Genomic DNA, 25,080 nt, shown 5'->3' with positions numbered 1-25,080 from the left:
TCACGCGCCGGCCCGTACGCCGGGGTGGAACTTCGGAATGCGCAGGCTCACCTTCGTACCCGAGCCGGGGCCCGTCTCGACGACCAGGCCGAACCCGTCGCCGAAGACCGAGCGGAGCCGCTCGTCGACGTTGGAGAGGCCGACGTGCTGGCCCGGGTCGTCGGTCGGGTCGCTGCCGGCCCGGGTCAGCTCGGCGATCCCCGCGGTCAGCGTGGCCGGGTCCATCCCCACTCCGTCGTCCTCCACCGTGATGTGACACTCGGCACCCGCGTCCCGGGCCTCGATGCTCACCATGCCGGTACCGGGCTTGCGCGACAACCCGTGCCGCACCGCGTTCTCCACCAACGGTTGCAGGCACAGGAACGGCAGGGTCACCGGCAGCACCTCCGGGGCGATCTGCAACCGCACCTGTAACCGGTCACCGAACCGGGCCCGTTCGATGGTCAGGTAGCGATCGATGGAACGCAACTCCTCGGCGAGGGTGGTGAACTCCCCGTGCGCCCGGAACGAGTACCTGGTGAACTCGGCGAACTCCAGGATCAGCTCCCGGGCCCGTTCCGGGTCGGTGCGCACGAACGACCCGATCGCGGTCAACGCGTTGTAGATGAAGTGCGGGCTGATCTGTGCCCGCAACGCCCGGATCTCGGCGCGGGCCAGCCGCTCCCGGGACGAGTCCAGCTCGGCCAGCGAGAGCTGGTTGCCGGCCCAGTGCGCGGTCTCCAGGGTGGCCTGCACCAGGCCGGGCGCGGGCGGCCCGTCGGCCACCGCGACGAGCGCCCCCACCACCCGGCCGTCGGCCGACAGCGGCGCCACCACCGCCCCCCGGACCAGACAGTCCACCCGGTCGCAGTGCAGCTCCGACTCGCCCAGCACCGTCGACCGGCCGGTCTCGGCCACCCGCCGGGCCGCCGCGAGCAGTTGCCCGCCGTGGTGGCCGCCGCGCCCGTCGAGGGCGAGCAGCGTGTCGGCGTCCGTCAACGCCAGTCCGGCCGCCCCCACCAGGGCCCGCAGATGGCGTACGGCCTTCGCCGCGCCCGCCGGGTGCAGGCCGGTACGCAGCGGCTCGGCGGCCAGCCCGGCGGTGTGCAGCACCTCGTAGGTGGCCCGTTGGGTGGCGGTGGCGATGCCCCGTCGACCGCGCAGCCGCAGCGCCGCCCAGAGCGCGGCGGCGAGCGCGGTCACCAGCGAGACGACGCCGGCCACGGCGGAGAGGTTGCCACCCACCCCGCGATCCTGGCCTGTCCGGCCCGCCACGCCAAGGGGTTCAGTACGCGCCCTTGCGGGCCAGCACCACACCGACCGTGCGCCACAGGATGCTCAGGTCGTACGCCAGCGACCAGTTGTCGACGTAGTACAGGTCGAGCCGGACCGCCTCGTCCCAGGACAGGTCGGAGCGGCCGGACACCTGCCACAGCCCGGTCATCCCGGGACGGACCAGCAGCCGCCGGCGTACGTCACCGAGGAAGTCGCCGTCGTCGGCGGGCAGCGGACGCGGCCCCACCAGCGACATCTCCCCCCACAGCACGTTGATCAACTGGGGCAGCTCGTCCAGCGAGGAGGCCCGCAGGAAGCGGCCCACCGGGAAGACCCGGGGGTCCTGCTTCATCTTGAACAGCATGCCGTCGGTCTCGTTCTGGTCGACCAGGCCGGCCAGCCGCTCCTCGGCGTTGACGTACATGGTGCGGAACTTCCACACCCGGAAGGTCCGCCCCTCGTGGCCCACCCGGGGCTGGCGGAAGAAGACCGGCCCGGGGTCGGACAGCCGGATGGCCAGCCCGATGGCGAGGAAGACCGGGACGAGCAGTAGCAGGCCCAGCCCGGCGGCGACCCGGTCCATCAGGTTCTTGGCCAGCAGCGCCGGCCCGGACAGGGTCGGCTCCTCCACGTGCAGCAGCGGCAGGCCCTCGATCGGGCGGATGTGCACCCGGGGGCCGGCGATGTCGGTGAGCTGCGGGGCGACCACCAGGTCGACGCCGGAGCCCTCCAGTTGCCAGGCCAGCCGGCGCAGCTCACCCGGCTCGGCGCTGGCCGAGCCGCAGACCGCGATGGTGTCCCCGCCGACCTCCCGCACCAGAGCCAGCACGTCCCGCCCGGCGTACACCGGGACGGGGGTCTGGATGCCCCGGGCGGCGGCGTACCCGTCGGTGATGTGGATGGCCACCGGCACCAGGCCGGCGCTCGGGTTGCGGGTGACCGCCGTGTAGACCTCCAGGCACTCCGGCAGGGTGCCCACCAGCACCATCCGGTGCCCGGCGTGCCCGGCGCGACCCCGGACCCGGTGCAGCACGAACCGCGCGGAGATCCGGAAGAACAGGACCAGCACCAACGCCCCGGCGAGGGCGAAACCGACCGTGTACCGGGACAGGTCGGTCTTGGTGGCGAAGGCGATGAAGGAGACGGTGGCGGTGACTGCGACGCCGCCCCGGATGACCCGCTTGTACTCCTCTGGGCCGAGACCGAGGTAACGCCGGTCGTAGGCCCGGTTGCCCCACAGGGCCGCCAGCCAGCCGAGCGGCACCAGCAGGAAGACCACCGTGTAGAACCAGGTCGGGTCCGCCTGCGCGTTGTAGAAGCCGGCCCGCGCCTGACCGAACGCCTCCTGTGCGATCCAGTCGGCCAGCACCACGGCGGCGAAGTCGAGCAGCAGCAGCGCCGCCGTGTACGGGCGGTGCCAGGTGGAGACCCGGCGTCGGGCGCGGGCCCATGCCGACCGGGGCACCCCGTTGTGCGACGGCGGTGTCGGCGGCTGGATCTCGAAGCTGTCCACGTGCCGCACGAGTCTGCTCCGGCCTGTGTTGGTTACCGGGCGCTGGAGGCTTGTCGTCACCTCAACCCATGTCCTCCCGCATGACACGCGCCGCTCACTCGCCGTGAGGGGCCCGGGTCGCCCACCGTTCCAGTCTCCCACGCTGGCAGCGGGTCAAACGCGGGGCCGAGGGGCTTTGCGTCTGGGGTTGCCAACGGGGAACCGGCCGACTTCACGTCAGTTTTCGAAGCCGGGGACCGAGCCACTATACCGATGGACGGCCACCGGGGTAGAGCGCGGACGGGGACGTTCCGTGCGCCAGGGACGATACCTCTCCGTAACAATGGCGCGATGTGACTCACCGTACGAGACGGGACAACCGACGGTCAGCGAGCGGTTTGCCCCCGGTCTGGCAGGTCGGGCAGTACTGGAGGCTCGAATCGGCGAACGAGACCTCGCGTACGGTGTCGCCACAGACCGGGCAGGGCAGCCCGGTGCGGGCGTGCACCTTCAACCCGGAACGCTTCTCGCCCTTCAGCTCCGCCGCCCGGTGCCCGGCCGACCGGCGTACCGCGTCGCCCAGCACCGTCCGGGTGGCGGCGTGCAGGGTGGCGAGCTGGTCGTCGGTGAGCCGGTCGGTGATCGCGAACGGGGACAGCTTCGCCGCGTGCAGGATCTCGTCGGAGTACGCGTTGCCGACCCCGGCGAGCACCGCCTGATCGGTCAGCACCCCCTTGACCTGCCCCCGTCGGCTGCGCAGCCGTTCGGTGAAGGTGGCCAGGTCGGCGTCGAGCGCGTCCGGCCCGAGCTTGGCGACCCCGGGGACCTGCGCCGGGTCGGTCACCAGGTAGGCGGCGAGCTTCTTCTGGGTGCCCGCCTCGGTGAGGTCGAACCCGGAGCCGTCGTCGAGGCGTACCCGCAGGGCGATCGGGCCCTTGCCGGGGCGCAGCGGGGTGGTGGACGGGAACGCCTCCCGGTAGTGCAGCCAGCCGGCGCGGGCCAGGTGCACCACCAGGTGCAGGTCACCGTCGAAGATCACGTCGAGGAACTTGCCGTGCCGCCGGGCGTCGGCCACCGCCCGGCCCGACACCGCCGTGGGTGCCGGGTCGTACGTCTTCAGGGCGCTGATCGCGGCGACCTCGACCCGGTCGACGCGTCGCCCAACGGCGCGCTCACGCAGGTACCCCGCGAGCGCCTCCACCTCCGGTAGTTCGGGCATCACATCACGGTAGCCTTCCTTCCCGTGAGCGCGAGGAATGAGCTTGCGAGTCCCGCAGTCGCGAACGAAGGACAAGCTCTGTGAGAATCGTGGTGGCGCACAACCGGTACCGGGAAGCCCAGCCGTCGGGTGAGAACACGATGGTCGACTCGGAGATCGGGCAGCTCACCGCAGCCGGGGTCGAGGTGCTGCCGTTCATTCGCAGCTCGGACGAGATCCCGTTGATGCCGAAGTCGGCCAAGGCGCTGCTGCCGATCTCACCGATCTACGCCCCGCGCGCCCAGCAGGACCTGTCCCGGCTGCTCACCGAGCACCGGCCGGACGTGCTGCACCTGCACAACCCGTACCCCCTGCTCTCGCCCTGGGTGGTGCGGACCGCGCACAAGCACGGCGTGCCGGTGGTGCAGACGGTGCACAACTACCGGCAGGTCTGCTCGTCGGGGATCTACTTCCGCGACGGCGTCATCTGCCAGGACTGCAAGGGGCGGGCGCTGGCCGTGCCGTCGATCGTGCACCGCTGCTACCGGGACTCGCGGGCGCAGAGCGCGCTGATGGCGGCCACCCTGGCCGTGCACCGGGGCACCTGGCGCTCGGTGGACCGGTTCATCGCGCTCACCTCGGCCATCGCCGACCACCTGACCGACTACGGCATCCCGGCCGAGCGGATCGTGGTCAAGCCGAACGCGGTGCCCGACCCGGGGGCCCCCACCCCGCTCGGCGACGGTTTCCTCTATCTGGCCCGGCTCACCCCGGAGAAGGGCCTCGACCTGCTGTTGGACGCCTGGCGGCGGCACCCGGTGGGCAGCCTCGGCACGCTGCGGGTGGCCGGCGACGGCGAGCTGCGTCCGCTGGTCGAGGCCGCCGCCGCCGAGCGCGCCGACGTCGTCTACCTGGGCCAGCTCGACCGGGCCGGGGTACGCGCCGCCGTCGAGGCGAGTGCCGTGGTGATCGCCGCGTCGATGTGGCACGACGTACTGCCCACCGTGATCATCGAGGCGTTGGCCAGCGGGCGGCCGGTGCTCGGCACCGCGCTCGGCGGCATCCCGTACCTGGTCGGCGCGGACGTCCCGCACGAGCCCGCCGGCACCGGCCCGGCCGCCGTCGCCTCGGCCGTCGCCGGCCATGCCCCGCCGCCGGCCGGTCCGCCAGCGGTCCCGGCCGGCCTGCTCGGCGGCACCGCCGGCTGGGTGGTCCCGCCGGACCCGGCCGCGCTGGCCGCCGCGCTCCCGGTCGCGCGGGCCGGTGCCGCGCTGCTGTCCGCCCCGGCCCGGCTGCGGTACGAGCAGACCTTCCACCCGGACGTGGTCCTCAAGCGGCACCTGGCCATCTACGCCTCCCTCACCCGCGCCAACTGACCACTCCGCTTGCGCGTTGTGCAGGTGATCAGCCAGTCTTGTGGGTACAATGACCGTGTTGTCGGCACAAGGGGGGCGTGGTGTGAGCACCGTTTCCGTGCGTGAGTTCTCCTACAACCCCAGCGCGATGTTCGCCCGGGTCGAGCGAGGCGAGTCGATCGAGGTGACGCGGCACGGCAGCGTGATCGCCGTTCTGCTACCGGGTTCGGGGACGCTCGGCAGGTACGCGTCCTTGGTGGCTAAAGGGGTGATCCGCCTCAAGGCGACCACCACGAGCGACCTCGATCGGTTGCCTCGTTACGACGTGCCGTCCGACGTGTCGCCTCTCGATCTGCTCCTGGCAGACCGCGAGGACGATGATCGGTGATCTACCTCGACTCGTCCGCCTTGATCACGCTGCTCTCCGGCCGCACCTACGCGACGCAGCTGAAGGAGTTTCTGGCGGACCGGGCCGGCATGCCGATGGCGACCAGCTCCGTCGGATTCGTCGAGACGGTACGCACCCTCGACCGGATCGGAGACTATCCGGATGCCATGCAGATGCTGGCTCGTAACTTCACCGAGATCCTGTTGACCGAGGAGGTCCGGGATTCCGCAGCAGCGCTTCCTACCGGGATTCGGACGTTGGACGCATTGCACGTGGCAAGCGCCCAGATCCTTGGCGATGCGCTCGACGTGCTGGTCACATACGACAAGCGGATGGCGGATATCGCCGCCTCGGTGGGCCTGCCGGTGGCGGCTCCCGGCACCGATTAGCGAGCCTGCACTCCTGGCCGGGCGGAGCCGGCTTGCCGGCCAGGGTTTGCCGGCAGGCAGCGGCGGCGTCGAGGACGTCGCGGGCGGCGGCCGACACCCGGCAGTCCGCGACCCGGCAGACCCGGCATCGGCCGTCCGGGTCGGTGCGGTGGTCGCGGAGGACCGCGCGGGCGGTGAGGATCAGCCGGTTGCGGATCTGCGCCAGCGACAGGTGCGGCGCGGTCATGGTCAGGTCACCCCGAGGGCGGCGGCGAGCTGGACGATGGTGGCCGGGGCGTGCGGGACCGGGATGACGTGGAGCGGCAGGTCGAGGTGCGCCTCGAACGGCAGAAGGTCATCGACCGCCCGGACGGCCCGGAGCTGAACCTCATCCTCAGCGAGTCCGCCCTCCGGCGCGACCTCGGCGACCCGGCGGCAATGCGGGAGCAGTTGACGCACATCGCCACGCTCGCCAACCGCTCGAACGTCACGATCCAGATCTTCCCGCTGGGTGCCGAGACTTACCTGACCGCCTCGTACAACTTCATCATCCTTCGGTTCGGGGAGGAGGTCGCCTCGGACGTCGTCTACCTGGAGACGTTCACGGACGCGGATTACCTCGACAGCCCCGAGGCGCTCCGGGCCTACAACCGGCTGTGGGGTCGTCTCCAGGCTGCGGCCTTGGGGCCGGCGGAGTCCCGCAGGCTCATGCTGCGGATTGCAGGCGAGATGAAGTAGAGGCTGCCATGTCGAACCCGGACCTCACCGGCGCGGTGTGGCGCAAGTCCACCCGCAGCGACGGCAACGGCGGCGCGTGCGTCGAGGTGGCCGACCTCCGCAACGGGGTGGCCGTCCGGGACAGCAAGGACAAGTCCGGCCCCACGTTGGCCTTCGACGCCCGGGGCTGGCACACCTTCATCGACTCCCTCAAGCACAACTGACACCGCCCTCGTACCCCGTCACCTTTCCTACCCTTGCGGCAGTGATTTGCCCCAGCTCCCGTCTCGGAGGCTGGGGTGCGCTGCTCTTCCACCTTGTCTGGGCTCGATGACGGGCTGGCGGGCGGATCGTTCTGGCTCGTGGACGACGTGGAAGCCTGGATCACCGAACACCAGCCGTGGAAGGCCCGAGGCGCGGACGAACCCCCACCACCGGAGATCTGGCGGTCCCGGTTCGCTGGTCAGCCTGTGTTGGGGCGAAGTAGTGGTATCCGGGCGCGGTCGATATCGCTATTTCGGCCCAACTGAGTCGATCAAGCCCGCCCGAACGCCACCTCTAGTCCGGTCTCGCCAGCCGCATCCAAGATCCGTCAACCCAGATTACCCGTACAAGGCTGCGTGACGAGGCGCCAGTATCAACAGCAGTGGCTAGGTTGGCCTGACAGAGTTGCCATTGGCGCCTAACCTGACGGATTGAAACTAACCTTGAGGTAGGAAGATCGTCTGTTGTTGGCTGAGGCTGGACGGGTTCCATTGCTCGCCCGCCCAGGCGAAGGCGGCACCTGTGTTGTCGAAAAGGGCCATGGTGAAGCCACCACCACCACGAGGAGTCACATAATACAGATCAGACAGGCCATCGCCGGTAGCATCGGCAGTTACGAACTGGACAGTTCGGGAGCTTAAACCCGGCTCGTGTAGCCGCTCCTGCCAGACGATTCCGGTAGGGGTGCTGATAAAGGCCGCAAGGTCGAACCCGCCGTCACCACGCGGGGTCACATAGGCGAAGTCACCGGCGGGGCTGCCGCCCCAGTTTCCCGGAAGAAAGCGAGTGTTGGTCAGGCTGAGCCCTGTCGGATTCCACTGATGGCCCCACCACGTGAAGGCGCTACCGGAATTATGCATCAGGGCGAGATCGAAGCCGTTCGCGTTGGGTGAGGCATAGAAGAGATCCAGCTTGCCGTCGTTGTCATTGTCGGCCGGAACGAACGCTATGGTGGCGAAAGAGAGGTTGTCGTCGGACCACCACAGGCCACGCCAGACGAATCCAGCATCGGTTGTTTCCATGACCGCGAAATCGAAACCACCGCTGCCGCGAGGGGTGACGTAGGCGAACTCCTCACGGGGGTCGCCAACCCAGTTGCCGGGAAGAAAGGTGATCTTCGTGAGGTCCATGTTGGGATTCCACTGGTGCCCCCACCAGGAGAAGGTGTTGCCAGTGTTGTGCATGAGCGCGACATCGAACCCGCCCGGACGGGCGGTCGCGTAGTAAAGATCCAGCCGGCCGTCGTTGTCCGTGTCAGCAGGTATGAACTTTGTGGTGTCGAAACGTTGAGTCGGCTCCGACCACCACAGGCCCCGCCAGGCGAGGCCGGCGCTCGTTGTCTCCATGACGGCAAGGTCGAAGCCACCATCAGCACGCCGCGTGATATAAACGAAATCCTCGCGGCTATCGCCGGTCCAGTTTCCCGGCAGCGACACGACCCGACTATTGGGTTCGCCACCTGTCGTAGGCTCCGCGCCCGGGATGTGGATATAGGTAAAGCTGGCTGCGGACACCCTGCGGGTACCGTAGCTGCCGGTAAAGCTCCGGTTGTACTCCTCGATGCTAACCTCGTTGCCGTTCACGGCAGTAACCACAGCGACGTGCCCGGAGGATCCAGCGTCGGTCTGTGCGATTGCTCCGACCTTCGGCGTGCCGTCTACCGGATAGCCCAGCCCACGAGCATTGTCATCCCAGTGGTTCGCGTTCCCCCACCTGCCGCCTGCCATTCCGTTGGTGAACGCCCATGGCGCTGACGTGCGCCCCATGAGTTGATTTATTCGCCAGGCGACGAACGAGGTGCAGTTGCGGTTGTAGAAGCCCCACGGGTCGATCATCGAATCGAGAGGGGCGCTTTTCAAATTGCTCGGGTAGTCATCTTCGTTCAAGCCAGCCGAAGCGGAACCCGGCGGAAATCCTACGACTGCTGACAGGGTGGCGATCAGCATCGCTCCCAGCGCCCTGGAGAGTATCCATCGTGTGCCGCGTTGAAACTGATCAACCATGACCGGCCCGTCTCCGCTACGCGTCCCTTAGATCACCAAATCTTTCTACCGGCTGGCTTAGCACCATACGTCAGTGCGTCGTCTTCCCGACACGGGAGGCGCGTACCAGTGGGCGCACTGTGTCGGGGCGACATGGTGGTGCCAATCACGCTCGGACATCGCCATCTGTCGCCCAACTGGATCGGTCGACCACCGTTCCCGGCTGAGTCGGTCAGGCTGGTCCAAACGGAGTCGGGCGTGTGGGGCGGGGTGATAGACCAACTCATGGGTGGACCGCGCTCGCCCCGCCGCCGGACCCGGACTGGATCCGGCTGGCCGACAGTCGACCCGGCCACCTTCTAAGCCGGCCGACCCGATCACCCGGCGGGTCCGAAGACCCCGGGAAAACCGGGGGACGGGCCGCCATCTCCGGAGAGGTAGCCGGGGCGGGCCGCGCCCCCTCGGGGGTACGCGGCCCGCCCCGGCTACGAGCGAGTTCTACTTGTAGACGATGTTCGACGAGGTGTACTTGCAGTACGTACCGTCGGGGCCGCTGCCGGTCTTGACGGGCTCGGCACCGGAGCTGTTGCCCGTGTAGCGGTCGCAGATGGAGATCTTCCGGCTGCTGTCGCCGTAGATGGTGATGCCCGAGAACGTCGCGGTGTCGCCGTAGTTGGTGTTGATGCCGGCCAGCACCTTGCCGGGGGCGGTCACGGTGACGTTCTGGATAACGACGGTCCGCTTGTACTGGGTCGAGCAGTTGCCGCACGACCGGTACAGCTTGCCGAAGTTGCTGACGTCGAAGTTCTTGATGGTCAGCTTGCCGCCGCCGTTGTGCTGGAACACCTTGTCGGAGGCGGATCGGGCACCGCCGCCGTCGACGGTGTAGTTCGCCGACGAGCCGCCCTTGAACGTGGCTGCGTCCTCGCCGACGTCCTCCCACCACACGTTGATCAGCGTGCAGCTGCCCTTGCAGTGGATGCCGTCGGCGGCGGGCGAACCGATGATCACGTTTTTGATCGTCGCGCCGTCGGCCAGCTCGAAGATCGGCTTCTGGCTCTCGCTCTGGCCGCCGTCGCCCATCGCGCCGCCGGCCTTGTAGCGCACCAGGCCGTAGTCCTTGGTGCCGCTGACCGACTGGGTGCTGGTGACGGTGGTGGTGCTCTTGGCGGTGGGCCAGGTGGCGGCCTGGGCACCGGTCTGGGTGACGACCAGGCCGGCGGCGACCAGCCCGACGGTGGCGAACGGCAGCAGGGCGACCTGCCACCGTCGGCGGCGCGGCGTCGCGCCGTTGTCACGTGAGTTCACGTGTCCTCCGAGACGGGTGATGGGCGGGGTGGTGGTGGCTGCGGACAGCCGGTCCGAACGCGCAGGAGCGCCTTCCACTACCCGCCTTCGCACCGGGAAAGCGCTTGCCCGCAACCTGATACGTTACGACACTCGTCGATGGAACGAAAGGGCTTCCTGGCGGCGTCGACGTTCGTGGTGCCGGAATCGACGCGTGACGCCGCACAGCCGGTGCAGGGAGCGTCTCCTGTCGGGACCGAGAACGCCGACAGGAGGTGCGGACCCTGTGCCCGGTTCTACTGGGCTTCTGTGCGTTGCCGGCGGAGTTGTTCGAGGGCGGCGGTGTCGGCTTCGAGGTCGGGGTGCTCGACCTGACGGTCGAGGTCGACGACGCGTTCGAGTTCGCGGATCGCCTGGTCGAGGTCACCGTCCGCCCGGTGGACCATCGCGAGGTTGTACCGGGTGCTGGTTTCGCCGGCCCGGTCGCCGACCTCCCGCTGGATGGACAGCGCCTGGTGGAGGTGGTCCAGGGCCCGCTGCCGATCCCCCAGGCTGTGGTGCACGATGCCGATGTTGGTGAGAGTGGTGGCCTCACCGGCCCGGTCACCGACATCTCGGGTGATGGTGAGGGCTTGCTGATAGTGGTCGAGGGCCCGCTGCCGATCTCCCAACCGGTGGTAGATGCTGCCGATGTTGTGGAGGGTGGTGGCTTCGCCGGCCCGGTCGCCGACCTCCTGCCGGATGGGCAGGGCCTGCTGGTAGTGGTCGAGGGCCCGCTGCCGTTCTCCCAGGCTGTTGTACAGGAGGCCGATGTTGTTGAGAGTGACGGCTTCGCCGGCCCGGTCGCCGACCTCCCGCCGGATGGGCAGAGCCTGGTGGTAGTGGTCGAGGGCCCGCTGCTGATCCCCCAACCGGTGGTACACGTGGCCGATGTTGTTGAGGGTGGTGGCTTCGCCGGCCCGGTCGCCGACCTCCTGCCGGATGGGCAGAGCCTGCTGGTAGTGGTCGAGGGCCCGCCGCCGATCCCCCAGGCTGTGGTGGACGCTGCCGATGTTGTTGAGGGTGGTGGCTTCGCCGGCCCGGTCGCCGACCTCCCGGGTGATGGGGAGGGCCTGGTGGTAGTGGTCGAGGGCCCGCTGTTGGTCGCCCAAGCCGCTGTGCACGTGGCCGATGTTGTTGAGGGTGGCGGCCTCGTTGCTCCGGTCGCCGGCCTGCTGGTACATGGCCAGGGCCTGCTGGAAATCCTCCAGGGCCGGCCAGGGCCGACCGGTCGAGGACCACGCCTCACCCCGCTCGTAGAGGGCGTCGGCGTACGGGCCCAGGGTCAGGGTCGCGGTGGCCATGGCCTCGACCGCGGCGAACCGCGAGGTACGCAGCCACCCCCGGCACACCCGGCTACCGACGTCCCGGGCGATCGCCGACTGCCGCCCGGCCACCGCGAGCCGGTGCACCTCGACCCACCGGGCAACGGTGACCGCCGCAGTGGGAGTGACGGGTCGGAGTCGTGCTGCTTCCCGATCCTCGATCCCCGACTCCACCTCGGTCATCCTGATGCTCCTTGTTGCCGACGCGGTCGCCACCGGACCGTGGCACTACCCGGCGGGCGGCAGTGCATCGGTCGTGAACGTTCTTACCCCCGATGGCAGGGAGCCGGTCAGTAAGTCGGAAAGTCGTCACCCGAGCCGGGTTCACGAAGCGGTCGCGCGACGCGAAGGAAACGTACAGTAGCCACCCAAGGTCCACCGTCGATCACCTGGCCGGGGCCGGCGGTGGGCGGCCTCGGACCGGCTTGACCAGGCGCATCAGGGGAGACGTGGTCATGGAAAGCGCCACAGTGGAGGTGTCCGGGGCGCGGGCCGCGAGCTGGGCGGCGGAGCTGCGGGCCGCACTGACCTGACCACCATGACGGGGATGGCAGATGAGCACCTTCGACCTGGAGGTCTTCGAGCAGACCTCGAACCACTACGAGCTGCGGCTGTCCGCCGCCGGCCAGCCACCCCGGACCCGCAGCCTGGACCGGGCCGCGGTCGACGAGCTGATCACCCTGGTACGCCGCGACTACAGCACCGACGCCACCGCGCAGAAGGTGTATGGCGCGACCCGGCTGGCCGAGCTGGGGACCCGGCTGGCGGACTTCCTCGATGGCGACGAGCGGTGGCTCACCCCGATGCTGGCCCATCCCGCCGGGGTGGTGCTACGGATTACCGCCGAACAGCGGCTGCGGCACCTGCCGTGGGAGTTGCTGGCCCGGGAAGGGGCGTTCCTGACCGTGGCCGGGCGGGCGCCGCTGTTGCCGGTCCGGGCGGTCGGCGAACACGCGGTGTTGCCCGGCCCGGTCGCGCCGGGCAACCGGCCGTTGCGGGTGCTGTTCATGGCGGCCTCGCCTGAGGGTGTCGAGCCGGTGCTCAACTTCGAGGCCGAGGAAGCGGCGATCCTGGCCGTGACCCGGCGCACCGGCACCGATCTGATGGTGGAGGAGAGCGGCACCCTGGAGGGGCTGCGGTTCCTCAGCCACGACTACGGGCCCGGCCACTTCGACGTGCTGCACCTGAGCGGGCACGCCACCACCGCCGGTGGGCAGCCGGTCTTCCTCCTGGAGGACGAGTACGGCAGGCCCACCAGGGCGACGGCCGACCAGTTGGCCGAGGCGATGCAGGGGCACTGGCCGAGGCTGGTGTTCGTCTCCGGCTGCCTCACCGCCGACGCTCCGGAAGGCGGCGTGTTCCCGTCGATGAGCGAGAGCCTGGTGCAGGCCGGTGCCCCGGTGGTGCTGGGCTGGGCGCTGCCGGTCGGGGACGTCGCCGCCACCGACTTCGCCGCCGCGCTCTACCAGGCCCTGGCCGACGGAGGGTCGTTGGACCGGGCCATCATCGCGGCCCGCCGTCACCTGTTCCACGACAGGAGAAGCAGCTACTGGCATCTGCTCCGCGTCTACGCCGACCGGTCCCCGCTGGCACCCCTGGTCACCCCGCTGCACACCAAGGGTCGCAAGCGGTTGCAGGTACGCGCCGCCGACCAGCAGTTCCTGGACCCGCAGACCCAACTGTCCCGGGTCGCGTCCCGCGCCGAGTTCGTCGGCCGGCGACGGGTCATCCAACGCTGCCTGCGCGTCCTGCGGCAACCCGCCGACACCCCCGGCGCGGCCCAGGGCCTGCTGCTGGCCGGCATGGGCGGGCTCGGCAAGAGCAGCCTCGCCTCCCGGCTCCTGGAACGCATGCCCACCCACCAGCGCGCCGTCTGGTACGGCCGGGTCGACGCCATCAAGTTCCGCGAGCTGATCGACAAGGTCCGCTTCGACGACGTCGACCATAGGACCGAGGCCGCCAAACTCCTCGACAACGAACAGCTCCCGCTTCCGATTCGGCTGCGGTACCTGCTCGACGTCGACGGGCCGCTCGGCGGGACGCCCTGCCTGTTCGTGTTCGACGACTTCGAGACCGGAAACCTCGACTCCCGCGACGACGGCAGCCGGGTCCTCGCCCCGGCGATGGCCGAGATCCTGCCCGCCCTGCTCACCGCCATCCGCGACACCGGCAGCCCGAGCCGCGTCGTCATCACCAGCCGCTACCGCTTCCCCACCCCGGCCGGTACCACCCTCGCCGTCGAGGCCCTGGAAAGCCTCACCACCGTCGAGCAGACCAAGAAGATCGCCAACCTGACCAACCTGCGCCCCGAATCCATCATCAACCCCACCATCCGGAACCGGGCGATCGAGGCCGCAGCCGGCAACCCCCGCCTGCTCGACTGGCTCAACCGGATCGTCGGCGACGCCGCCCTCGACGTCGACGGCCTGCTCGCCGCCATCGAGGGCGAAGCCGACCGGTTCCGCCGGGAGACGGTCCTCGCCGACAACCTCCTCGACTCCCAACCCCTCGAACTGCGCCGGATGCTCGCCCGGGTCAACGTCGTCGAACTACCGATCCCCGCCGCCACCGTCCACGCCCTGCACCCACACCCCGACGCCGCCCGACACCTCCAACGGGCCGTCGAACTCGGCCTGCTCGAAGAGGGCACCGACCCGGAGACCCGCGAGGCGCGCTACTTCGTCTCCAACGTCCTGCACCCCCTCGTCCGTCCCCTGCTCACCGACGACGAACACACCGAGGCGTGCGCCGCCGCCGCCCGGTCCCTCTACCAACTCTGGGTCCTCGCCCCCACCCCCGCCGATGGCCACTGACCCCAGGGACCTCGCCCGCTGGGTCGAGGTGCACCGGCTCGCGGTCGCCGGGCAGCAGCCGGAGATCGCCCGGAACGTCGGTGACCGAGTGTGTCGGGTGTGGTTGCGCATCTCGCGATTCGCCGCCGTCGAGGCCATGTCCACCGCGACCCTGACCCTGGGCCCGGACGCCGGCTCCTTCTACGACCGGGGCGGGGCACGGTCGTCGACCGGTCGGCCCTGGCAGGCACTGGAGGATTATCAGCAGGCCCTGACCATGTACCAACAGGCCGGCCACCGGGGCAACGAAGCCGCCACCCTCAACAACATCGGCGGCGTGTACAGCAGGTTGGGGGATCGGCAGCGGGCTCTGGACCACTACCACCAAGCTCTCCCCGTCGTGCGGGAGGTCGGCAATCGGGCCGGCGAAGCCACTACCCTCAACAACATTGGTCACGTGTACGACGGGTTGGGGGATCGGCAGCGGGCTCTGGACCACTACCACCAGGCCCTGCCTATCCGGCGGGAGGTCGGCGACCGGGCCGGCGAAGCCGTCACCCTCAACAACATCGGCAGCGTGTATCACGGGTTGGGGGATCGGCAGCGGGCTCTGGACCACTACCACCAGGCCCTACCCGTCCAGCGGGAGGTCGGCGATCGGGCCGGCGAAGCCGTCACCCTCAACAACATTGGCCTCGCTTACAACGGGTTGGGGGATCGGCAGCGGGCTCTGGACCACTACCACCAGGCTCTCCCCATCGTGCGGGAGGTCGGTGACCGGGCCGGCGAAGCCGTCACCCTCAGCAACATCGGCAGCGTGTATCACGGGTTGGGGGATCGGCAGCGGGCTCTGGACCACTACCACCAGGCCCTGCCTATCCGGCGGGAGGTCGGTGACCGGGCCGGCGAAGCCGCCACCCTCAACAACATTGGTCACGTGTACGACAACCTGGGGGATCGGCAGCGGGCCCTGGACCACTACCACCAGGCTCTCCCCATCACGCGGGAGGTCGGTGACCGTGCCGGCGAAGCCGTCACCCGGTTCAACATCGCGATGGTCCTCCGGGCGAACGGCGACTTCGACCAGGCGATCCGGGAACTCGAACAGGTGGTCGACCTCGACCGGCAGGTCGACCACCCCGACCTCGAAGACGACACCGCCGTCCTCGAACAACTCCGACGGGAACGAGCCGAAGGCCACCCGTCCGGACCGCCCACGGGACCCTGACGGTAGAAAGCGTCAGCGGACGATCCGCACCACCTGTTCGGTTTCGACGTCCTCGCAGTTCGCGCCGGGGCAGACGGAGATCCGTGCGAGCAGCAGGGCCTCTCCGGCGCGGAACGGGGCACCAACCACGTCAGCCGGGATCACCGCCGACAGGGGTTGCGTCTGCCCGGTGCAGGTCCAGGTGCGGTACTGCGGGACGGACCCGTGGGCGATGCGGTTACCGACGGCCTGGGTGATCGTGGCGCGCAACTCGCCGGAGGCACCCTCGTCGCAGCTCACCACGTAGTCCAGGCGCACCCCGGCGCCCTTGGCGACAAGCGTCACCGAGCTGATCTCGAGAGTGGGGGCGGCGGCGACAGCGGGTGCCGCACCGGCGAACACGAGCATCGGCATCGCCAGGGCAAGAATCATGGCAGTCAACCGGCGTGAACGTGACATCGCGGGGGCTCCGTCTCCGATGGCCCCGCCCACGATGGACGGAGAGTGACCGACTCGTATCATCGAGTTTCACCACTCGTCGGGTCAACGCTTCCCGACAACTACCGCACGGTAAGTCCACTTTCCGGCAGCACCCGACCCCGTCGACAGTGCGGCCCTACAGCGAGGCGCGGGCCGAGAAGGCGATGCTGGCCAGCAGGAAACCGCCGTTGACCACCGTGAACGCCACGACCACCCAGAACACCAGCGCCGGCACCAGCATCAGCACCAACCCCGCCACGAAAATCACCGCGCCGTAGTCGCGGACCAGCTTGACCAGGCGTACCGGCAGGGAGGTGGAGGTGACCATGCTGGCGGCGTTCGGGCCGGACTGCATCACCGAGGTCACCAGGTTGACCATCCAGGTGCCGGCGAAGGTCGCCACCAGCCAGGTCGGCGTGGAGGGGCGCTGCGCCACGGCGGTGGCGGACAGGGCGGCGACCAGGGCGATCTGGGCGGCCACGTCGCAGAGCACGTCGACCCGGGCACCGGCCGCGCTGCCCTGACCGGTCACCCGGGCGAGCTGCCCGTCGGCGCAGTCCAGGGCGTACGCCACCTGCCAGCCGACCAGCGCGACCAGCCCGACCAGCCAGGCCGGGACGGCACCGGCGGCGACCCGGTCGGCGAGCGCCACCACGGTCACCGAGGCAGCCAGGCCGAGCACCAGGTTGGTGATGGTCAGCGCGGTCGGGCGCAGCCCGAGCCGATGGGCGACGAGGGCGAAGACGGCACCCAGCCACTGGCTGACCGACTCGCTGAACAGGCCGCCGCCCCGGTTGACCCGGTGGAAGTCGGCAACGGTGGGACGGGGTTCAGCCACTGTGGTCGCGGAGTGCACCGGCGTAGTCTGCCAGCCGCTCCCGCGTCTCGGTAACCGACATGGCCAGGTGCTCCAGGATGGTGTACCGGTCGGGGCGGGTGGCCGGGGCGAACTGCACCGCCTCGACGAACTGGTCGTCGGTGAGCCCCACGTCGGCGGGGTGCCGGGGCAGCCGGTGCCGGGCGAGGCAGGCCGACATCTCGGCGAAGCGCCGTTGGTCACCGCGCAGGAACGTGCAGAACAGCGCGCCGAGGCCGGCCAGTTCGCCGTGCGACGAGGTGCCGGGGAAGAGGGCGTCGACCGCGTGCATGATCTCGTGGCAGCCGCCGCTGGCCGGTCGGCTGCTGCCGCATACGGCCATCGCCAGGCCGCTGGAGATCAGCGCCTCGGCCAGCACCGTGACGAACGCGTCGTCGCTCATGTCGCCGCCGTGCGCGAGCACCGCCTCCGCGCCCATCCGGGCCAGCGAGGCGGCGAGTCCGTCGACCGGTTCGCCGCGTACCTGGCGGGCCAGTTCCCAGTCGGCCAGGGCGCTGATGTTGCTGACCACGTCGCCGATGCCGGCCCGGTTGTGCCGGTCGGGGCCGGCCGCCACGAAGTCGAGGTCGACGATCACCGCGATCGGGATGTGCACCCCGTAGGAGCCCTTGATGCCGCCGGTGATCAGGCTGGCCACCGGGGAGGCGATGCCGTCGTTGGCGAGGCTGGTCGCCATGGTCACCATCGGCAGGCCGCGTCGGGTGGCCGCGTACTTCGCCACGTCGATGGTCTTGCCGCCGCCGATGCCGACCACCGCGTCGTACGACCGCTCGCGGAGCTTGCCGCCCAACTCGTCGGCGGCGTCGAGGGTGCCGCCGGCCACGGTGAACACGTCCGCCGAACGCAGCGACGGCCGCAGCAGGTCGGCGATCTGCCCGCCCTGACCGGGGCCGACCACCACCGCCACGTCACCCCCGGCGGAGATCCGCCCGTCGGCGAGGATGGTGGCGAGGTCGGCGACCGCGCCGCGCCGCACGTCGATGTGCAGCGGGGTCAGGATGGTACGGGCTAGTAGCGGCACGCGATCTCCCGTGCCCGGGTCAGGTCGTCGTGGTTGTCGACCTCGACCCAGGAGACGTCCCCGATCGGCGCGGCCCGCACCTCGCCGCCCCGGTCGGCGAACTCCTGGTAGCCGTCCTCGTAGTAGAGGTTCGGGTCGCGTCGCCAGGTCGCCTCCAGGGCGTCGGCGAGCGCCCCGGCCACCTGCGGTTCGATCAGCGTCGCGCCGATGTACTCGCCGTACGCCTCGCCGGGGTCCATCAGCTTGGTGATCCGGGTGAGCTGGCCGGCGGCGTCGAAGGTGGTCTTCATCTCCTCGTCGGCCAGCGCCTTGAGGGTGTCGACGGCGAGCAGGATGCCCGGCCCCCGCTCGGCCAGCAGGGTCTTCTCCACGCTCACCGGGTGCACGGTGTCCCCGTTGACCAGCAGCACCCCCCGGGCGAAGTGCTCCCGGGCCAGCCACAGCGAGTAGGCGTTGTTCCACTCCTCGGCCTTGTCGTTGTGCACCAGGGTGAGGGTGACGCCGTACTTCTCCTCCAGCGCCGACTGCCGCTGCACGACCGCGTCGGCGGCGTAGCCGACCACGATCACGATCTCGGTGAGCCCCACCTCGGCCAGGTTGCGCAGCGCGATGTCCAGGATGGTGGTCTCACCGTCCACCGGCACCAACGCCTTGGGCAGGGTGTCGGTGTATGGGCGCAGTCGGCGTCCCGCACCGGCCGCGAGCACCATCCCGATCATGCGGGGCCTCCCTCGTACGACTCCAGGTCACCGTGGAGGATAGCCCCGCGTGACCGGCCGGCCGCCGCCAACCGGGAGTTCAGCCGGGCCGACCGGGGGTTCAGCCGGGCAGGGCGGCCAGGTCGGCGAGCACGCCCAGCCGCTCGTCGGCGGTCAGCGTCGCGTACGGGCCGGCCGCCCGACGGTCGGTCTCCAGCTCGATGGCCCGCCGTTCCGGCCCGTCCGGCAGCTTGCCGATGCTGCCGGCGGTGTGCCCGGCGGCGGTCCACGCGTCGGCGTACGCGTCGGCCCGGTGGTACCGCAGCGCGCCGATCCGGTTGAGCAGCAGCACGCCCGGCGGGGTGCCGTCCGGCTCGTACGGCGGGGCCACCGCCGCGAACGCGGGCCCCGGCCCGGCGTCCGGCTCCCCGGCCAGCAGCACCGCGTACGCCACCAACCGCCCGTACGCCTCGACGAGCCGACGCACCCGGTCGTCGTGCCCGGCCCACAGTTCCTCGGTCACCTCGGCGTGCACCTGGTACAGCTCGGTGAGGAAGTCGACACCCCGTTCGGTGGCGGTGATCCCGCCGTCGGGCCGGCGGGCGATCGTGCCGTGGGCGACCTGTTTGTCCAGCGCCCGTTGGCAGGTGGCCGGGTCGCGGTAGCGGTTGACGGCGGCGAAGCCGGCCCGGTCGACGGTGCCGCCCGGCGCGGCGAGCCGGGTGCGGAACTCCACCAGGAAGCCGGTGGCGGCGGGCCCGCCGTACCGTTGGCTCAGTTCGGCGCCGCCGCCGTCGCGGCCGGCGAGCATCCCGGCGACGAACGCCCGCTCGACCGCCGGGGCGACCAGCCCGGCGAAGCGGTGCGGTGCCAGCTCGACGCCATCGTCCGTGATCAACGCGCCGGCGCTGCGGAGGGGCTCGGTGGGCACGCTTCGACAGTAGCGAGCGCGGGCCGGCCGCGCCGATGCCCGGTCCCGTCCCGACCTGCACCGGAGTCGACCGGTTCGACCCTTACCGCCCCGTGCGGCGTGCCCGCATGTTGAACTTGGCGTGTATGCCGGCCGGACCGGCCCGGACAGGCCCTAGGCTCGTGCGCATGACCGCCGAGCAGCTGATCTCGTTCGCCCGTGGCGCGCCCTCGCTGGACATCGTGGATGTCGAGGGGCTGAAGGCCGCCGCCGTCCGTGCCTTCGACGCCGACCCCGCCGGGGTCACCGCCTACGGCACCTCCGTGGGTTACCCCCCCCTGCGGAAGTGGATCGCCGAGAAGCACGGCGTCGAGGCGGATCAGGTGCTGGTCACCAACGGCTCGCTCCAGGCCGACGCGTTCCTCTTCGACCACCTGGTCCGGCGCGGGGACGCCGTGGTGGTGGAGCGTCCCACGTACGACCGGACGCTGCTCAACCTCCAGCGGATGGGCGGCGAGATCCACGGCGTGGGCATCGAGCCGGACGGCCTGGACACCGCCGAGCTGCGCAAGCTGCTGGAGTCCGGGGTACGCCCCCGGCTGGCCCACGTGATCCCGAACTACCAGAACCCGGCCGGGGTGACCCTCTCCCTGGACAAGCGCCGTGAGCTGCTCGATCTTGCCGCCGAGTACGGCTTCACCATCTTCGAGGACGACCCGTACGCCGACATCCGGTTCCGGGGCGAGCCGCTGCCGTCGATGCTGTCGATGGACACCCGGGGCGTGGTGGTGCACGCGTCGAGCTTCACCAAGACCGTCTGCCCCGGCGTCCGGGTCGGTTACCTGGTCGGGCCGGCGAGCCTGATCGCCGACATCGCCAAGACGGCGACCAGCCTCTACATCTCGCCGGGCATGGTGTCGCAGGCGATCGTCCACCAGTTCTGCGTCTCGGGTGACATCCAGCGGTCGATCGCCACGGTGTCGTCGGCGCTGGGCGAGCGGGCCGGGGTGCTGGCCGAGTCGCTGCGCCGGCACCTGCCGGAGGTGACCTTCGTCGAGCCGGACGGCGGCTACTTCCTCTGGGTGGAGTTCCCCGAGGACGTGGACGTGGACCGGTTGGCCCCGGCCGCCGCCGAGCGGGGTGTCGCCGTGGTCAAGGGCAGCGACTTCATGGTCGACGGTGGGCGGCACGCGTTGCGGCTGGCCTTCTCCGCGGTGACCGCGGACCGGATCGACGAGGGTGTGCGCCGGCTCGCGGATGCGGTGGCAGCCGTCCGCGGCTGAAATATCTGTCGGGTTTCTGACAAAAGTACGACGTCGGCCGGTCGAGGGCTCCCCTCGACCGGCCCGGCGACCCACAATGCTGCGAGCGTCACTCACGTTCGGCCGGTGACCCGGTTGTTCCCGCCGAACGGTTGATCGACGCGGCAGCATTACCCCCGCCCCCAGCGGTGCCGGGTGGGTCGGGTCGCCCCCTCACCCCCCTGAACGCGGCCCGACCCGCCCGGCGCCCACACCCGCCACCCCCGGCGGCGGCGTAGCCTGCAAGCCGCAGCAGGACACCCGGGAGGGGGAACGCCATGACGGACCGGGCGGCACGGGAGCGGTCGGCGACACCCCACGGCGGTCGGGTGCTGAACCCCCGCGCCTGGGTGTCCCCGGTGCGCGCGATGTCCCGCATCCTCAACGCCGACGGCTCCCCCCGTACCCCCGCGCCGGCAGGCCCGGGGCGCAGCGGGGTGGTCGACTGCGGCCTCTACGTCGACGGCGAACGCCGCCCCGGCCAGTGGCGGTACGCCGAGGCGCTGGCCGCCGCCCGCGACGAGCGCGACGGGTTCGTCTGGCTCGGGCTGCACGAACCGGAACTGGCCGAGATGACCGCCATCGCCGAGACGTACGGCCTGCACGAACTGGCCGTCGAGGACGCGGTGAAGGCCCAGCAGCGGCCCAAGCTGGAACGCTTCGGCGAGGTCAGCTTCCTGGTGCTGCGGACGGCCCGCTACTGCGAGCACACCGAGCTGACCGAGACCTCCGAGGTGGTGGAGACCGGCCAGGTGATGCTCTTCATCGGGCCGAACTTCCTGATCAGCGTCCGGCACGGGGACGCCTGCCGGCTGTCGCCCGTCCGGGCCGACCTGGAGGCCAAGCGGGACCTGCTGCGGCACGGGCCGTGGGCGGTGGCGTACGCGATCACTGACCGGGTGGTGGACCTCTACCTGGAGGTGGCCGACCAGCTGGAGGACGACCTCGACGTGCTGGAGGCCGACGTCTTCGACCGGCAGGGCAGCGGGCGGATCCAGCGGATCTACCAGATGAAGCGGGAACTGGTGGAGTTCAAGCGGGCGGTGATCCCGCTGCAACGGCCGCTGATGACGCTGACCGCGCAGGTCAACCGCGAGGTGCCGCAGGAGGTACGGCGGTACTTCCGCGACGTGCAGGACCACCTCAGCCGCACCGTCGAGCAGGTCAACTCCTACGACGACCTGCTCAACTCGATCCTCCAGGCCCGGCTGGCGCAGGTCACCGTCGACCAGAACAACGACATGCGCAAGATCGCCGCGTGGGCGGCCATCGCGGCGGTGTGGACCGCGTTCGCCGGCGTCTACGGCATGAACTTCGAGAACATGCCCGAGCTGAAATGGACGTACGGCTATCCGGGGGTGCTCGCGTTGATGCTCGCCATCTCACTGGCGCTCTACCGGTGGTTCCGCCGCAACGGCTGGCTCTGACCGACGCCCGGTCAGTGGGCCGGGACGGCTGCCGGGGTGGCCGCCGCCATCAGCTCGGAGACGGTGACGAACTCGAAGCCCCGCCGCCGCAGCCCGGTGATCATCGCGGCCAGCCCCCGGATCGCGACCAGCCGGTCCGCCGGCCCGGTGTCGTGGGCGAGCAGGATGGTGCCCGGCTCACAGGAGTCGACGACGTAGTCGACCAGGCCGTCCGGATTCTGGGTGAACCGGGATTCGAGCATCTGCCGGTTCCACAGGACCACCTGGTAGCCGAGGTCGTTGGCGGCGAGCAGGGTGCTGCCGGCGAGGTGCCCGTACGGCGGGCGGAGCAGGGTGGGCTCCCGGCCGCAGAGCCGGGTCAGCTCGTTGTGCGCCCGGCTGATCGCGGTGCACGCCTGCTCGTAGGTCATCTTCGCGAGGTCCTGGTGGGCCCAGGTGTGGTTGCCGATCTCGTGACCGTCGAGCCGGTGCGCCACCAGCCGGCCGTACTCGCGGGCACGGCGGCCGACCATGAAGAACGTGGCCGGGGTGTCGGTCTGCGCGAGGATCGACAGCACCCGGGGGGTCCAGTTCGGTGCGGGCCCGTCGTCGAAGGTGAGCGCGATCAGCCGGCGGGTGGTGTCCACGCTCCACACCACGTCGACCCGGGACGACCGGGGCGGGGTGCGCCGGTCGGCGTGCACGGTGGCGGCGTACCCGCCGTAGACGGGCAGTTTGCTGTCGGCGGTCGCCTCCGCATACCCGAACTCGCCGGTCAGCGCCACCCCGGCGCCGGCCAGGGCGGCGGCGGTGCCGGAGAGCACCCGCCGCCGGGACAGCGCCCGGTCACGCCCGGCCGGGCGCTCGGCGGACTGGTCCCGGCGCCCCGTCGAGGGAGCGCCGCTCGGCTCCGCAGCCGGACGCTCCGGGTCGGTGGTCGGCGACATACGAGCACTGTAGGAGCCGGACGCCCGCCGGGTGAGCCCGTAACGGTCGGGGAGAACCCTGAAAAATCCTTACGTTGTCGTGGGGGGCGCAGCCCGGGGCGGGTCTGACGCCGGTGGCGGGCCGTACCGTGCCGGGGGCTCCGGTTACGGGCGGCGCGTCGGCGTGCCGGGTAGCCCGGACCCCGCCGGGGGCCGGAAGCCGGCTGCGGCGCGGGACGACCGGGGGGTCGTCACCGCGCCGCCGACGAGGTGCGGGGGATCAGCGCCGGGTGCTGGACGTGGTCTTCCCGGTGTCGAGCGCCTTGCCGAGGTCGTCGGCCGGCCGGCCGGAGACGTCGGTGGCACCCTCGGCGACCGAGGGGACCTTGTCGTTCGGGTGGATCACCGGGGTGCCGGCCGGGGTGCCGGCCGCCACGGCGGAACTGCCGACGCCGGTGGCCGGGGTGGCCGAACCGGTGGGCGTGGTGCCGCCCGCCGACGGGGTCTCGACCACCAGGATGTCGACGTCGTCGCGGGGGGCGTCGACGCCGGTGGCGGCCGAGGCGGTGGAGGCACCGGCGGCGGCCGAGGCGGTGCCGGCACCGGCGGCCGGCGGGACGGGGGCGGTGCCGATGCTGCGGGTCGGGTCGTACTCGGCCCACTCCTGCTGCTCACGGCGGCGACGCAGGGCCATCGCGCCGGCCACCCCGGCCACCGTGCCGGCGACCAGCAGGCCGGCCATCATGCCGCGCGAGGTCCGCTTCCGCTTCCGGGCCTTCGGGCTCTTCGCCTTGATCTTCTTGGTCACCTTGGCCTGCTTGGCGGCGGCGGCCTTCTTGCCGGCCACCGCCTTGCCGGCGGCCTCGGCCTGGGCGTTGCGCACCGCCAGGGCCACCGGGGCGAGCGCCGCGGCCGTCGTCGCCAGGCCGCTGGAGGCCCGGTCCCGCACCACGACCGCGGTCGGCGCGACGGCGCTGCGGGCCGCCTGGACCCGTGGGCCGACCGTGGCGCCGGCACCCTTCGCCGCGTGCGTGGCGGCCTGCCTCAGGTGACCGATGCCCTGGTGCAGCTCCACCTTTGCCAGCTGCCCCTGGGTCTTGCGCCGCCCGATTCCAAACACGGTCCCACCTCCTGGGAGTTGTTCCTTCGTCATCCTCCACCAACGGATGCCTCCGCACTGCCAGATGGGGCACATGGGAGGATCCGCATGGAACTGACCAACGAGTGAGGAGTACCCGTGGCCGAGGCTGTCTACGCCACCTTGCACACCAACGCTGGCCCGATCCGGCTGGAACTCTTCGGCAATCACGCTCCGAAGACGGTTCGTAACTTCGTCGACCTGGCCGAGGGCAACAAGGAATACACCGATCCCCGCACCGGTCAGCCGGGCAACGGGCCGTACTACGACGGCACCATCTCGCACCGGGTGATCAGCGGCTTCATGATCCAGATGGGTGACCCGACCGGCACCGGCCGGGGTGGCCCGGGTTACACGTTCGCCGACGAGTTCCACCCGGAGCTGCGCTTCGACCGGCCGTACCTGCTGGCGATGGCGAACGCCGGGCCGGGCACCAACGGCTCGCAGTTCTTCATCACCGTCGGGGCGACCCCGCACCTGAACAACCGGCACACCATCTTCGGCCAGGTGGCCGACGAGCAGTCGGCGAAGGTGGTGGACTCGATCGCCAACACCCCCACCGGCCCGAGCGACCGGCCGTTGCAGGACGTGGTGATCGAGCGGGTCGAGATCGAGCGCACCGGGGCCTGACCGCAGCTGCGAGGTACCTTTGCAC

23 protein-coding genes are annotated in these 25,080 nt (G+C 70.6%); 10 read left to right on the top strand and 13 right to left on the bottom strand.

From position 1 onward, the window contains the following. The 3 genes from FJK98_RS32435 to FJK98_RS32425 form a co-directional block, all read right to left on the bottom strand. Positions 1-1,224, bottom strand: coding sequence for a sensor histidine kinase (locus FJK98_RS32435; RefSeq protein WP_145922397.1), 1,224 nt, complete (start codon positions 1,222-1,224; stop codon positions 1-3). A 40-nt stretch (positions 1,225-1,264) separates the two neighbouring features. Continuing rightward, on the bottom strand, positions 1,265-2,776 hold the full coding sequence (locus FJK98_RS32430; RefSeq protein WP_145922396.1) for a sugar transferase: 1,512 nt from the start codon (positions 2,774-2,776) through the stop codon (positions 1,265-1,267). 328 nt (positions 2,777-3,104) lie between these two features. Beyond that, on the bottom strand, positions 3,105-3,965 hold the full coding sequence (locus FJK98_RS32425) for an Fpg/Nei family DNA glycosylase (protein WP_088643573.1): 861 nt from the start codon (positions 3,963-3,965) through the stop codon (positions 3,105-3,107). An 80-nt stretch (positions 3,966-4,045) separates the two neighbouring features. On the opposite strand from FJK98_RS32425, the gene FJK98_RS32420 reads away from it, so the two are divergent. From FJK98_RS32420 to FJK98_RS32400, 5 genes are all read left to right on the top strand, one after another. Beyond that, positions 4,046-5,320 (top strand): glycosyltransferase, encoded by a 1,275-nt coding sequence (locus tag FJK98_RS32420; protein WP_145922395.1) that lies wholly within the window; start codon positions 4,046-4,048, stop codon positions 5,318-5,320. An 82-nt stretch (positions 5,321-5,402) separates the two neighbouring features. Beyond that, positions 5,403-5,687, top strand: a complete 285-nt coding sequence (locus FJK98_RS32415) for a type II toxin-antitoxin system Phd/YefM family antitoxin (protein ID WP_145922394.1) — start codon at positions 5,403-5,405, stop codon at positions 5,685-5,687. Next, positions 5,684-6,076 (top strand): type II toxin-antitoxin system VapC family toxin, encoded by a 393-nt coding sequence (locus tag FJK98_RS32410; RefSeq protein ID WP_145922393.1) that lies wholly within the window; start codon positions 5,684-5,686, stop codon positions 6,074-6,076. Before FJK98_RS32415 ends, FJK98_RS32410 begins: the two co-directional genes overlap by 4 nt. Positions 6,077-6,352: 276 nt before the next feature. Further along, a complete protein-coding gene (locus tag FJK98_RS32405) occupies positions 6,353-6,793 on the top strand; it encodes a DUF5753 domain-containing protein (RefSeq protein WP_145922392.1) in 441 nt (146 codons plus the stop codon). An 8-nt stretch (positions 6,794-6,801) separates the two neighbouring features. Further along, positions 6,802-6,996 carry a DUF397 domain-containing protein gene (locus tag FJK98_RS32400; RefSeq protein ID WP_145922391.1) on the top strand — a complete coding sequence of 65 codons (195 nt, stop codon included), beginning with the start codon at positions 6,802-6,804 and terminating at the stop codon, positions 6,994-6,996. Between the two features lie 477 nt (positions 6,997-7,473). Here FJK98_RS32400 and FJK98_RS32395 read toward each other — a convergent pair whose 3' ends face one another. From FJK98_RS32395 to FJK98_RS32385, 3 genes are all read right to left on the bottom strand, one after another. Further along, entirely contained in the window at positions 7,474-8,982 is a 1,509-nt protein-coding gene (locus FJK98_RS32395) for a CHAP domain-containing protein (RefSeq protein ID WP_168222596.1), read from the bottom strand. A gap of 534 nt (positions 8,983-9,516) precedes the next feature. After that, positions 9,517-10,326, bottom strand: coding sequence for a pectate lyase (locus FJK98_RS32390; protein WP_240762508.1), 810 nt, complete (start codon positions 10,324-10,326; stop codon positions 9,517-9,519). A gap of 275 nt (positions 10,327-10,601) precedes the next feature. Next, positions 10,602-11,852 (bottom strand): tetratricopeptide repeat protein, encoded by a 1,251-nt coding sequence (locus FJK98_RS32385; RefSeq protein WP_145922389.1) that lies wholly within the window; start codon positions 11,850-11,852, stop codon positions 10,602-10,604. A gap of 371 nt (positions 11,853-12,223) precedes the next feature. On the opposite strand from FJK98_RS32385, the gene FJK98_RS32380 reads away from it, so the two are divergent. Continuing rightward, the gene (locus FJK98_RS32380; protein ID WP_145922388.1) at positions 12,224-14,482 is read left to right on the top strand and encodes a CHAT domain-containing protein; all 2,259 of its coding nucleotides are present in this window, start codon (positions 12,224-12,226) and stop codon (positions 14,480-14,482) included. Next, positions 14,472-15,689, top strand: a complete 1,218-nt coding sequence (locus FJK98_RS32375; RefSeq protein ID WP_145922387.1) for a tetratricopeptide repeat protein — start codon at positions 14,472-14,474, stop codon at positions 15,687-15,689. Before FJK98_RS32380 ends, FJK98_RS32375 begins: the two co-directional genes overlap by 11 nt. Before the next feature lie 12 nt (positions 15,690-15,701). On the opposite strand, the gene FJK98_RS32370 is transcribed toward FJK98_RS32375, so the two are convergent. From FJK98_RS32370 to FJK98_RS32350, 5 genes are all read right to left on the bottom strand, one after another. Next, positions 15,702-16,100 (bottom strand): hypothetical protein, encoded by a 399-nt coding sequence (locus FJK98_RS32370; protein ID WP_145922386.1) that lies wholly within the window; start codon positions 16,098-16,100, stop codon positions 15,702-15,704. Positions 16,101-16,284: 184 nt separating this feature from the next. Continuing rightward, a complete protein-coding gene (locus FJK98_RS32365) occupies positions 16,285-17,004 on the bottom strand; it encodes a CDP-alcohol phosphatidyltransferase family protein (RefSeq protein ID WP_145922385.1) in 720 nt (239 codons plus the stop codon). After that, on the bottom strand, positions 16,979-18,046 hold the full coding sequence (locus tag FJK98_RS32360) for an iron-containing alcohol dehydrogenase family protein (protein WP_145922384.1): 1,068 nt from the start codon (positions 18,044-18,046) through the stop codon (positions 16,979-16,981). The genes FJK98_RS32365 and FJK98_RS32360 overlap by 26 nt, the downstream gene beginning before the upstream one ends. Continuing rightward, complete coding sequence (locus FJK98_RS32355; RefSeq protein WP_145922383.1) at positions 18,034-18,765, bottom strand: sugar phosphate nucleotidyltransferase; 732 nt, start codon at positions 18,763-18,765, stop codon at positions 18,034-18,036. The genes FJK98_RS32360 and FJK98_RS32355 overlap by 13 nt, the downstream gene beginning before the upstream one ends. A gap of 100 nt (positions 18,766-18,865) precedes the next feature. Further along, positions 18,866-19,675, bottom strand: a complete 810-nt coding sequence (locus tag FJK98_RS32350) for a hypothetical protein (protein ID WP_240762506.1) — start codon at positions 19,673-19,675, stop codon at positions 18,866-18,868. A gap of 167 nt (positions 19,676-19,842) precedes the next feature. Here FJK98_RS32350 and FJK98_RS32345 point away from each other — a divergent pair, with 167 nt between their 5' ends. Together FJK98_RS32345 and corA are read left to right on the top strand one after the other, a co-directional pair. Beyond that, a complete protein-coding gene (locus FJK98_RS32345) occupies positions 19,843-20,937 on the top strand; it encodes a PLP-dependent aminotransferase family protein (RefSeq protein ID WP_145922382.1) in 1,095 nt (364 codons plus the stop codon). A gap of 296 nt (positions 20,938-21,233) precedes the next feature. Continuing rightward, the gene (corA, locus tag FJK98_RS32340; protein ID WP_145922381.1) at positions 21,234-22,382 is read left to right on the top strand and encodes a magnesium/cobalt transporter CorA; all 1,149 of its coding nucleotides are present in this window, start codon (positions 21,234-21,236) and stop codon (positions 22,380-22,382) included. Positions 22,383-22,393: 11 nt separating this feature from the next. Here the strand turns inward: corA and FJK98_RS32335 are convergent, their stop codons facing one another. Together FJK98_RS32335 and FJK98_RS32330 are read right to left on the bottom strand one after the other, a co-directional pair. Beyond that, positions 22,394-23,308, bottom strand: a complete 915-nt coding sequence (locus FJK98_RS32335) for a polysaccharide deacetylase family protein (RefSeq protein WP_145922380.1) — start codon at positions 23,306-23,308, stop codon at positions 22,394-22,396. A 259-nt stretch (positions 23,309-23,567) separates the two neighbouring features. Continuing rightward, positions 23,568-24,440, bottom strand: coding sequence for a hypothetical protein (locus FJK98_RS32330; RefSeq protein ID WP_145922379.1), 873 nt, complete (start codon positions 24,438-24,440; stop codon positions 23,568-23,570). Between the two features lie 84 nt (positions 24,441-24,524). Here FJK98_RS32330 and FJK98_RS32325 point away from each other — a divergent pair, with 84 nt between their 5' ends. Beyond that, positions 24,525-25,055 carry a peptidylprolyl isomerase gene (locus FJK98_RS32325; protein ID WP_088642360.1) on the top strand — a complete coding sequence of 177 codons (531 nt, stop codon included), beginning with the start codon at positions 24,525-24,527 and terminating at the stop codon, positions 25,053-25,055. The last annotated feature ends 25 nt before the right edge of the window (positions 25,056-25,080 follow it).

The organism is Micromonospora sp. HM134 (genome assembly GCF_007833915.1).
Classification (GTDB): domain Bacteria; phylum Actinomycetota; class Actinomycetes; order Mycobacteriales; family Micromonosporaceae; genus Micromonospora; species Micromonospora wenchangensis.
This window is presented reverse-complemented; position numbering and strand designations above follow the sequence as displayed.

Excerpts from the sequence above, each read along its gene's own strand:
- FJK98_RS32425 (WP_088643573.1), bottom strand. The coding sequence starts at position 3,965 with ATGCCCGAACTACCGGAGGTGGAGGCGCTCGCGGGGTACCTGCGTGAG.
- FJK98_RS32400 (WP_145922391.1), top strand. The coding sequence starts at position 6,802 with ATGTCGAACCCGGACCTCACCGGCGCGGTGTGGCGCAAGTCCACCCGC.
- FJK98_RS32395 (WP_168222596.1), bottom strand. The coding sequence starts at position 8,982 with ATGCTGATCGCCACCCTGTCAGCAGTCGTAGGATTTCCGCCGGGTTCC.
- FJK98_RS32385 (WP_145922389.1), bottom strand. The coding sequence starts at position 11,852 with ATGACCGAGGTGGAGTCGGGGATCGAGGATCGGGAAGCAGCACGACTC.
- FJK98_RS32380 (WP_145922388.1), top strand. The coding sequence starts at position 12,224 with ATGAGCACCTTCGACCTGGAGGTCTTCGAGCAGACCTCGAACCACTAC.
- FJK98_RS32375 (WP_145922387.1), top strand. The coding sequence starts at position 14,472 with ATGGCCACTGACCCCAGGGACCTCGCCCGCTGGGTCGAGGTGCACCGG.
- FJK98_RS32370 (WP_145922386.1), bottom strand. The coding sequence starts at position 16,100 with ATGATTCTTGCCCTGGCGATGCCGATGCTCGTGTTCGCCGGTGCGGCA.
- FJK98_RS32355 (WP_145922383.1), bottom strand. The coding sequence starts at position 18,765 with ATGATCGGGATGGTGCTCGCGGCCGGTGCGGGACGCCGACTGCGCCCA.
- FJK98_RS32345 (WP_145922382.1), top strand. The coding sequence starts at position 19,843 with ATGACCGCCGAGCAGCTGATCTCGTTCGCCCGTGGCGCGCCCTCGCTG.
- corA (WP_145922381.1), top strand. The coding sequence starts at position 21,234 with ATGACGGACCGGGCGGCACGGGAGCGGTCGGCGACACCCCACGGCGGT.
- FJK98_RS32335 (WP_145922380.1), bottom strand. The coding sequence starts at position 23,308 with ATGTCGCCGACCACCGACCCGGAGCGTCCGGCTGCGGAGCCGAGCGGC.
- FJK98_RS32330 (WP_145922379.1), bottom strand. The coding sequence starts at position 24,440 with ATGACGAAGGAACAACTCCCAGGAGGTGGGACCGTGTTTGGAATCGGG.